This window comes from Collinsella sp. CLA-ER-H3 (genome assembly GCF_040092425.1).
Classification (GTDB): Bacteria; Actinomycetota; Coriobacteriia; order Coriobacteriales; family Coriobacteriaceae; genus Collinsella.
In genome coordinates this window covers 36,426-45,470 of sequence record NZ_JBBNLP010000012.1, presented here as the reverse complement: position 1 = coordinate 45,470, position 9,045 = coordinate 36,426, and the positions used below count along the sequence as shown (strand labels likewise).

9 protein-coding genes and 1 pseudogene are annotated in these 9,045 nt (G+C 59.5%); 7 read left to right on the top strand and 3 right to left on the bottom strand.

Annotated features, from left to right (window positions below; all coding sequences use genetic code 11):
- Window positions 1-241: 241 nt before the first annotated feature.
- Together AAAX32_RS09425 and AAAX32_RS09420 are read right to left on the bottom strand one after the other, a co-directional pair.
- On the bottom strand, window positions 242-982 hold the full coding sequence (locus tag AAAX32_RS09425; RefSeq protein ID WP_117769450.1) for an ABC transporter ATP-binding protein: 741 nt from the start codon (window positions 980-982) through the stop codon (window positions 242-244).
- A 5-nt stretch (window positions 983-987) separates the two neighbouring features.
- Window positions 988-3,210, bottom strand: coding sequence for a hypothetical protein (locus AAAX32_RS09420; protein ID WP_349100652.1), 2,223 nt, complete (start codon window positions 3,208-3,210; stop codon window positions 988-990).
- Between the two features lie 135 nt (window positions 3,211-3,345).
- Between AAAX32_RS09420 and AAAX32_RS09415 the strand changes: the two genes are divergently transcribed.
- The 7 genes and pseudogenes from AAAX32_RS09415 (at window position 3,346) to AAAX32_RS09385 (ending at window position 7,953) form a co-directional block, all read left to right on the top strand.
- Complete coding sequence (locus AAAX32_RS09415; RefSeq protein ID WP_006235293.1) at window positions 3,346-3,858, top strand: DUF2975 domain-containing protein; 513 nt, start codon at window positions 3,346-3,348, stop codon at window positions 3,856-3,858.
- A 9-nt stretch (window positions 3,859-3,867) separates the two neighbouring features.
- Window positions 3,868-4,119 carry a helix-turn-helix transcriptional regulator gene (locus tag AAAX32_RS09410; protein ID WP_006235292.1) on the top strand — a complete coding sequence of 84 codons (252 nt, stop codon included), beginning with the start codon at window positions 3,868-3,870 and terminating at the stop codon, window positions 4,117-4,119.
- Between the two features lie 18 nt (window positions 4,120-4,137).
- Window positions 4,138-4,221, top strand: a pseudogene (locus AAAX32_RS09405) (tyrosine-type recombinase/integrase); the annotation flags it as partial.
- Between the two features lie 55 nt (window positions 4,222-4,276).
- Window positions 4,277-4,843 carry a tyrosine-type recombinase/integrase gene (locus AAAX32_RS09400; RefSeq protein ID WP_349100650.1) on the top strand — a complete coding sequence of 189 codons (567 nt, stop codon included), beginning with the start codon at window positions 4,277-4,279 and terminating at the stop codon, window positions 4,841-4,843.
- 396 nt (window positions 4,844-5,239) lie between these two features.
- Window positions 5,240-5,527 (top strand): ACT domain-containing protein, encoded by a 288-nt coding sequence (locus AAAX32_RS09395; protein WP_006235289.1) that lies wholly within the window; start codon window positions 5,240-5,242, stop codon window positions 5,525-5,527.
- A 77-nt stretch (window positions 5,528-5,604) separates the two neighbouring features.
- Window positions 5,605-7,023 carry a citrate synthase gene (locus AAAX32_RS09390; RefSeq protein ID WP_152068344.1) on the top strand — a complete coding sequence of 473 codons (1,419 nt, stop codon included), beginning with the start codon at window positions 5,605-5,607 and terminating at the stop codon, window positions 7,021-7,023.
- An 87-nt stretch (window positions 7,024-7,110) separates the two neighbouring features.
- On the top strand, window positions 7,111-7,953 hold the full coding sequence (locus AAAX32_RS09385) for a Cof-type HAD-IIB family hydrolase (RefSeq protein WP_195569050.1): 843 nt from the start codon (window positions 7,111-7,113) through the stop codon (window positions 7,951-7,953).
- 120 nt (window positions 7,954-8,073) lie between these two features.
- Here the strand turns inward: AAAX32_RS09385 and AAAX32_RS09380 are convergent, their stop codons facing one another.
- Window positions 8,074-8,868, bottom strand: a complete 795-nt coding sequence (locus tag AAAX32_RS09380; protein ID WP_349100649.1) for an HAD family hydrolase — start codon at window positions 8,866-8,868, stop codon at window positions 8,074-8,076.
- Window positions 8,869-9,045: the final 177 nt, after the last annotated feature.

The following is a 9,045-nucleotide window of genomic DNA, read 5'->3' as shown; positions in this document are numbered from 1 at the left end:
GGATGGAGAAGGCTGCAGCGAGAACGAGCGTACAAATCCATACGGCCTTGTCTCTTAGGATTAGTTTGAGAAGAAGTCGACAGTACATTTAGAAGCACCTACGTTCCTCAAAGAATTGTTAGATTAAAAGTAACAGACCGGATGAAGATACGTGCGACGGGGGCGAGGCGAATGGCTGAGCGGTATCGATATGCGGGTTCAACGGTATCACATTGGCCACATAGATTTTTAACTTGCATTTCTACCCGCCCTTTTCGTAGAGTCGCCGATACGTGCTTAGCGCACCCTCGGCGCGTCCGGCAGGCTTTGCGAAATGAGATCCAGGAGACTTCGGCGCAGCATCATCTTGCGGAATGCTTCTAATGAGCCTCCCATCCTTCAAAAACAGAATCTCATCGCACAGCCTATCGACCGAATCCAAGATGTGGGATGACATGATGATGCACGTACCAGAATCGGCCAGCTTCCTGAGAATCTCGGAATGCAAGTCCACCCTGCTGGGGTCGAGCGCGTTCATGGGCTCATCTAATAGAAGGTACCGCGCGCCCGTCGCATACGCGATCGCCAGGGTAAGCTGCTGCTTCATGCCCTGGCTCAGAGTGCGGATCCTCATCTTCGCGAACTCGCCTATCTGCGTTTGTTCCACTATCTCTTCGATATCGCGAGCATGCGGCCACATATCGCAAACCATCTTGAGGTGATCTTCCGCACGCAATCCGGGATACAGCAACGTCCCCTCACCAGGTGCATAGAAGATCATAGAACGGACCTCTCTCGCACCCGTACCCTGCACCTCATCCAGAACGATGCTCCCGTCCACGCGAGGACCCGGCAAACCTGCCATCGCACGCAGCAACGTCGTCTTTCCATGCCCGTTCGGAGCGACGAGACCGTAGACCGTACCCGGGGCAAACTCAGCGTTCACCGAATCTACGAGCACCTTCTTTCCATAAGAGATCGTCAGCGTTTGAAGGTCAATCATCGAGATCATCCCCTTTCGATCTTTGGAACACTCAGGCGCACCATCAACGGAGATACGGCGCCCAAGACCACCAGCAGAGCGCCCGATGCGCCGACGACCTCTCCAAAAGGCATCGCGTTCGTCCCTCGCCCAAGGAACCCAATCGTCCCCACCTGGGAAGCGGGATCAAACGAGGCGAATGGAGCCAGCAGCGCGACGCCCATGCCCACGCTTTCAACATGAGCGCTCAACGAACCCAACACCAAGAGAACCGCGCAAACCATTCCGGTGACAACGGGGTTGCGGCTAATCGCTGCTGTCAACGCAGCGACGACGGAAATCACGCCGTATGCCATGACCAGCAACGGAATACTGCACAACACCGCCTCCCCCACCGTGGACGTTGTCGAAGCTCCCGCCCGAATGAGAGCGACGGGATACTCCGATCCACCCGCACCGTTCTTAATCACGGACACAACGACAGCGGGAACCATCGACACCAAAAGCAGCACCAAGCCAAGCAGGAGAGCCAGCGCAACAGCCGTCAGAAAACGCACATGCGCTGTTGCGGGGATCTGGAGAACCAGAAGGGAACGACACTGCAGGTGGGTGCACGCGAGCGATGTGACAACCACGGGCAACAGCAAAAATAAGGAGGGAAGCGCTGCCTGGAGATACGAAAGGAGGATTAATGGGGGCATCTTCGTACTTAACTCGTAAACCTTGGGGTCCGGCAAGCTCGCGATCGACTCAAGCAGAAGGGCGCGCGCCTCCGCGCGAGAAGGAGTCTCCGGCTCGATTCCGATCGATTGCAGGAGAGTCGCATCTGCCGCGCCCAGCTCACCTCGAGCGCGCTCGTACGTCGCAAGGCTTCGAAACCCCTCCGCAGGCATAGGCGCGTACACGAAACCCGAAAGAGCATCCCGCATGTCTTCCAGGGCCGCTTTGCCCTCGACGTCCATATTCGCAGCGTTCTGCTCTAGATACCGATCTATTGAACGGAGCTCCCCATCCCTATACCGAACAGCGGAAACGTTATCAGCGTCAGGAAACATCTCGACCAGAGCCGGGGCCAGCATCGTCGTCGACATTGCAATCGCGCATACGGCGAGGGTAGGAGAACGCAGGAGCAGTTTCCCCATCGTTCTTACGTATGCAACGGCGGAGGCACAAGCGCTCGAACGAGTTGCCGTTCTCGATGCAGTGAAGGAACCTCTCTCAAGACAAATCGGGGATATCGGGCACGCGCAGCCGCTCTTTCCAGCAACGCAAAGCAGGCTAATTGCCAGCACCTCGATCCCGATTGCGCATACGAGGGCAATCGCGCCACGCTCGAAGCAAAGTCCAGGCAGATTCACTATCTGCGTTGTCGGGTACGGGCTATAGGCGCCGACGGTCAACTCAGTGTTCGCATACGTAAGGGGATTCAACAGGGCGAACTCACGTAAAGCGATGGATCTTCCGTAATACCCGGGAACCATCGTCACCCCCATCAGGGCACATACGAACACGATTCCAAGCGTAGGGTTATTGGCAATCTTCACGGCAAGGTGAACGACAAGCGAGATGAACGCTGCCACCAAGAATTGCAAGATGGCCGTCTGCGCGAACACCAGCCAAGCCGGTTTGATAACCGGAGTCGCATATTGAATGTAGCCTATCGGATAGAACGGCGAGCCCGGGCCATTCTTCACAAGCGCGGCGATTATCCCTGGAAGATTGATGGCGAGGACGGCAAGCATTGCAAAAACACTCGCCCATACGCTCGATGCAACAAGTCTACCCAGCTCGCCCATCGGTGCCTGGATGATGAGCTTTTCACGTTTGTTAAGACGCGCGGCAAGGAACGAGACGGCAACGGCCGTTGCGACCCATAGCAAGTACTCCTTCGATCCGTCATAATAGGTGTACTCTCCATCCGATATCTGCAGAAACGGAAGTAGGGGAGAGAGCGGTGCCAAGATAAGACGTCCCGCGGCAAGAGGGTACAGAAGCGCGGGCATGCTTGATGAAGAGGTATAGACACCGTCCTCCCCCGCATTCACAAGCGCATCCGCATAGGATGCTGACAATTCCTGCTCAACACGGGTTATTCCCGACTCGAGGTATTCGACCCGTCCGTCGATGCCAGCCGCGCTCCTGAAGACGGGCAGAGCACAAAGAACCATCAACGCAACAACGACAACACAGAGCGACCTGGAGGAGAGAAGCGACCTAAAGATCGCCTTCGAGATTTTGAGCATATTCATCGCCAACCTTAACCTCATCCAGTCGGAACAGAGGGGCCGAACAAAATGCTCGGCCCTTATTACTTGCCGGCAAAGTCAATTTAACATAAACTGTTAAAAAGTAACCTGAGTTTTTTAAATTCTTCGGAGGTTATTATGAGTTCCGACAATCGCACTCCCCGGCTTCATTCCTTCCGCATCGCATGTGCGATAGCCTCTGCGACCCTTTGCGCCACCGCCATCGCACAAGTGGCGTTCTCCTTAAAGCCAGCAATCGAAGTGCTCGACAACCCTGTAATTGCAGACTCCCCCGCGTATCCAGCCCTTGCGATCTCGACATTGGTCCCTGCCGTCATCGGTATCGCTACGACCATCCTCAGCGCCGTTCTCGTGTGGACGATCAAGAGCGGAGACCCCTTCAAGAAAGGGTCTGCGACATGCTTGAAGGTGCTCGGCATTCTCTTCGTTGTTCAAGCTGCCACCAGCCTCTACGCCGGCTCACTCAAAACCTCCGTTTCGATGTTTGGCGGCGAGGGGGCCGTCGGCGCCCAAGAGATCGCTTCATCATTCGATTGGACCTCTCTGGTTCTCGGCATCGTCCTGTTCATGCTTTCCCAGCTCTTCTTGTACGCCCGAGAGCTGTACCTCGACTCCGACGAGATTGCGTAAGGAAACGCCATGCCCGTAATTGTTCGCCTCGACAAGATCATGGCCGAGCGAAAGATTTCCTCGAACGAACTTGCCGAAAGGATTGGAACCACGCCCGTGAACCTGTCCCGTATTAAAAAAGGGCATATTCGCGGCATTCGCTTCAACACACTCGAGCAGCTATGCCTCGCCCTTCGTTGCCAACCCGGAGACCTTCTCGAAGTCATGAGCGAAGAGGATGCCCGAAAGGAGTTCGGACTCGATTGGTCCGCCGAGGATTAGAGGGCGGTCGTACTCGCCCTGCACACGGGGATGCGAATCGGCGAGGTCTGCGGCCTTCGGTGGTGCGATGTGGATTTCGAGACGGGCCTGATCTCGATCAGACACTCGGTGGCGTACGCGAAGGGAATGGGTTCGTTCATCAAGGACACCAAGACCCATGACGCCAGGGGTCCCCATCGACCCGGTCGGCCTACTCCCCTTCCTGAAGGAGACCCACGAGATCGACTGCGGAAAGCTGCGCTTGCGCGACCTTACCGGGGCGGTCGAGATCGGGGACTGCTACATCCTGTCGGAGCCGGGCGCGACCTTCGCGACGACAAGCTATATCCGCAGGGCGTTCAAGACGTTCTCGGAGACCAACGGCCTCATGGGCACCAACGACGAGCTGATCACGTTCCACGGCCTTCGCCACACGTTCGCAACGCAGTGGATCCGCCAAGGCGGCGATATCAAGGCGCTCCAATCGATCCTCGGCCACAAGGACGCCATGGCGACGCTCAACGTCTACGCCGACATCGAGCCCATCTCCAAAATCCATAACATGCTGCGCGCCACGCCGTGCCTTTGGCGCGGGCACCTCGGGCCGAGGGTCGATCCGGGTCCCATGTTCCAACAGAGGATCCAGGAGTCCATCGAGACGCTCCAGGCGTTCGGCTACGGCATCACCGAGCCGGACGACCGAAATATCGCCATACGCGACGTGAAGACGAACAGTTGGCTCTAGCTCACCGAGTACGCGGCAGTGCTGGGCCCATCCCAACTGAGGTCACGGTGGTCCGATAGGGGCGCCGCCCGCGGCATGCGCCGCGGAGCGGTATCCCCTAACGAAGGGCGGGGATGCCCTCCGCTTCCAGTTCGGAATCAGCCGTCGGAGGCGTTCGGCTGACTGCGGGAACGGCCTGTCCGCTCAATGTGTTCGGCCGAGATCGGAAATCAACCCAACACGAGCCGGACACGCGCCAGACGGCTCTTCCCCGTGCGGCCTTCCCCCTTACGCTCATGTTGCAGGCATGTAACGCCGCAGCGAGCGCGCCTTTTTTGCGCCAGACAGGTACAATGATGAACACTGTACCGTAGCGGAGCGCCCCGCGCGCGCCGCAATCACGCGAAAGGGTTTCCCATGGCCGAGATCTCGTCCTCCCGTATCGTCATCACCGTCCTTGGCAAGAACCGCCCCGGCATCGTCGCCGGCGTCACCCGTGTCCTAGGCGAGGCCAACGTCGACATCCGCGACATCACGCAGTCCATTATCGAGGACATCTTCACCATGACCATGCTGGCCGATACCGCCGAGTCCAAGCTCGACTTCGCCGAGCTGCAGAAGGCGCTGGCCGAGGCCGGCGAGCTTTCGGGCGTCAACGTGTCCATCCAGCGCGAGGACGTCTTCAACTTTATGTACCGCCTGTAGCGAGCAAGCCGCTGGGGATAGCCTGACGCGCGCATGCCCATGCAAATCACCCCGATGCGGCCCGGAGAGGAGCGCGCATGGCCTACGACGCCAAGAAAATCTATTACCGCTTCGATGACCACTTGAGCCGCCTGGTTCTGGATTACGAAGCAAGCCGCCAGATTTCGCCCGAGAGCGAAAGCCTCTACCACGGCCTGCCGACCGACCCTTATGACGAGGGCTTGTTTGTCGAGCACAATGTCAAGCGCGGCCTGCGCAATGCCGACGGCTCGGGCGTGGTCGCGGGCCTCACTCGCATCTCGGATGTGCACGGCTACAACAAGGTCGACGGAAAGGTCGTGCCCGATCAGGGCAAGCTCACGCTTCGCGGCTACAGCATCGAGGATCTGGTCAACAATGCCCAGGCCGAGAATCGCTACGGCTACGAGGAAGTCGCCTATCTGCTTATCACGGGTTCGCTGCCCAACAAGGAAGAGCTCGACGGCTTCTGCGAGCGCCTGGGCGCCTTTAGACATCTGAGCGACGAGTACGTCAAAGAGTTCCCTATGACCACGGTGTCGTCGAGCATCATGAACGTGCTCCAGCGCGCCGTGCTGCTGCTCTACGCCTTCGATGCCGAACCAGACGTGATCACGCCCGAGCACGAAATCGACGTCGCCATCTCCATGCTCGCCCGTCTCCCCCGCATCGCCGCCTTCGCGCATATGGCCTCGGTCGCCAAGCGCCGCGGCTCCGAGGTTCATGTACCGCACCCCACACCCGGTCTCTCCACCGCCGAGACCATCCTGCAGGTGTTGCGCGGCGGCATGGCATTCACCCGCGACGAGGCCATGCTGCTCGACGTGATGCTCATGCTGCATGCCGAGCACGGCGGCGGCAACAACTCCACGTTTGCCTGCCGCGTGCTGTCCTCCTCGGCCACCGACCCGTATTCCGCCTACGCCGCGGCTATCGGCTCGCTCAAGGGTCCGCGCCACGGCGGCGCCAACGCCAAGGTCGTGTCCATGCACGAGGACATCCGTGCGCATGTCTCCAACTGGGAGGACGAGGACGAGGTCGCAGCCTACCTGGGCAAGATCCTCGATAAGCAGGCCTTCGACGGCACGGGCCTCATCTACGGTATGGGCCACGCCGTCTACACGCTGAGCGACCCGCGCGCCGAGGTGTGCCGCCGTTACGCGCGCACGCTTGCCGCCAAGAAGGACCTGGGCGAGGAGTTCGCGCTCATCGAGCGCATCGAGCGTCTGGCCCCGCAGGTGATGCGCGATCACGGCATGACCAAGCCCATCTGCGCCAACATCGACCTGTACACGGGCTTTATCTACAAGATGCTCGGCGTGCCCGAGACGCTCTTTACGCCGCTGTTCGCCGTCGCCCGCATGGCCGGCTGGTCGGCGCACCGCATGGAAGAGCTCTTCTGCGCGCATCGCATCATCCGCCCGGCATACCGTCCGGTGATCGATCCGCTGGAGTACAAGCCGCTCGCCGATCGCTAGGACGCGGACCGTTATAGAACCCGAGCGTGGCCAGGGCATCACCGCCCTCGGCCACGCTTTTTATGCCAGTAGAAAGGGCTGCATCGAATGATTGTGTTTTCCGATATGGATGGAACGCTGCTGACGAGTGACAAGCAGATGAGCGACGCCACCTGGGCGATGCTCGACGAGCTTGCGCGCCGCGGTGTTGAGTTTGTGCCCTGCACGGGGCGCCCGCTGTCAGGCATCTTTGAGCCCATCCTCGCTCACCCCGCCGTACACTACGCGGTCTGCGCCAACGGTGCCAGCGTCTGGCAGCTCGACGCCGGTACGCCCACCGACGTCTCGCGCGCCACGTGCATCTTGAGCCGTCCGCTCGACCGTGGCATTGCCCACCGCATCCATCGCATTGCCGCCGGCCACGATGTGACCTTCGATATCTTCGCGGATGGGCAGTGCTTCCTCCCCCGCTCGCTATACGGGCGTCTGGATGAGTTCTGTGGCGGCGACCCCCACATCGCGGCTTCGCTCAAGCGCACACGAACACCGATCGACATGGATATCGACAGCAAGATCGACGAGGTCGAGACGCTCGAACGCATCGCCATGTACTGGCACGACCCGGCCGATCGCGACGCCATCGCGGCGGCGCTCGACACGCTCGAAGGCATTGAGGTCACGCGTTCGTACGCCATGAATATCGAGGTCATGGGCGAGGGCGCCACCAAGGGGACGGCCCTCACGTGGTTATGCGAGCACCTGGGCGAGCGTCTCGCCGACGCCTGGGCGTTCGGCGACAACATCAACGACATCCCCATGCTACAGGCAGCGGGCCACGGCATGGCCATGATCAACGCCGAGTCCGAAGACCGCGAGGCCGCCGACGCCATCACCGAATACGACAACGACCACGACGGCGTCGCCCGCACCATCATGGCCGCCCTCGCTTAGTCGTTGGGTAGTCATTGGGGACGTTCTTAAACGACTAGTCGTTGGGGACAGTCTTCGCAAAAAAGCTGCAAGGACTGTCCCCCCACTGCCGGCAGAAAAGGAACGTCCCCATCTGCCGGATTAAGCGAGACTCTCCAGCACGCGACGGAGCTCCTGCTGGACGGCGTGGTCGCGATTACAACCCACCACGCGATCGGCCACCGCCTTGAGCGCGGGACGCGCGTTTTCCATCGCGCAGCCCGTGCCGACAAAGCGAATGATCTCGTAGTCGTTCATCGAGTCGCCAAACGCCATGACCTCGTCGCGTTCGACGCCATAGTGCTCCATGAGCTGCTCGATTCCCGAGGCTTTCGACACACCGGGCTGCATGGCATCGATCCATGCGTTTCCAGAAGGCGCAAAGGTAAAGAGCTGGCCAAGCTCGCGCTGCAGTACGTAGGCACTGTCCATAACGGCACAGTCATCGCAAAAGATACTCGCCTTGATGATATTTACGCTGGGATCGGGCAGCTCCCAAATGCGCTCGGCATTGGGAAGGTCCTTATCGACCTCACGCACGAACTTGCACTCGTCATCGAGCAGGAAGGACTTGGTTCGGTCAAAGAGCGCAAGATGCAGATTGGGAAACGTCCTGACGGCTTGGGCGAGCCTTCGAATCGCCAGGTGGGAATACACCTCACGGTCTACCATCTTACCGTCGGCGTAGACCTGGGCGCCGTTGGCGGCGACAAAGTCCATCTTGTCGAGAACGGGTGCAAAGAACTCGCACAGGCGATCGTAGCGGCGGCCTGACGATACGGCAAAATGCACGCCATGCTCGCGTAGCGCCAAAATCAGTTCGTAGGTCTCGGGAGGCACCTGGCTGTTTTCGTCAAGCAACGTGCCGTCCATATCGGATGCAATCAGTTTAAACATAGAAAAGCTCCCTTCGGGCTTGTTGGAATCGGGCATCTATCCGAACCCACCGTACCCAAAGGGAGCACGAATAAGACCCCGCAGACATAAACGTTACAAGGACCTGGCAAATAGCTCACGCGCGCCAGAGGTCCCACGGTCGCAGCGTCAGGCGACACGCCAAAGAGCGTCGCAGGC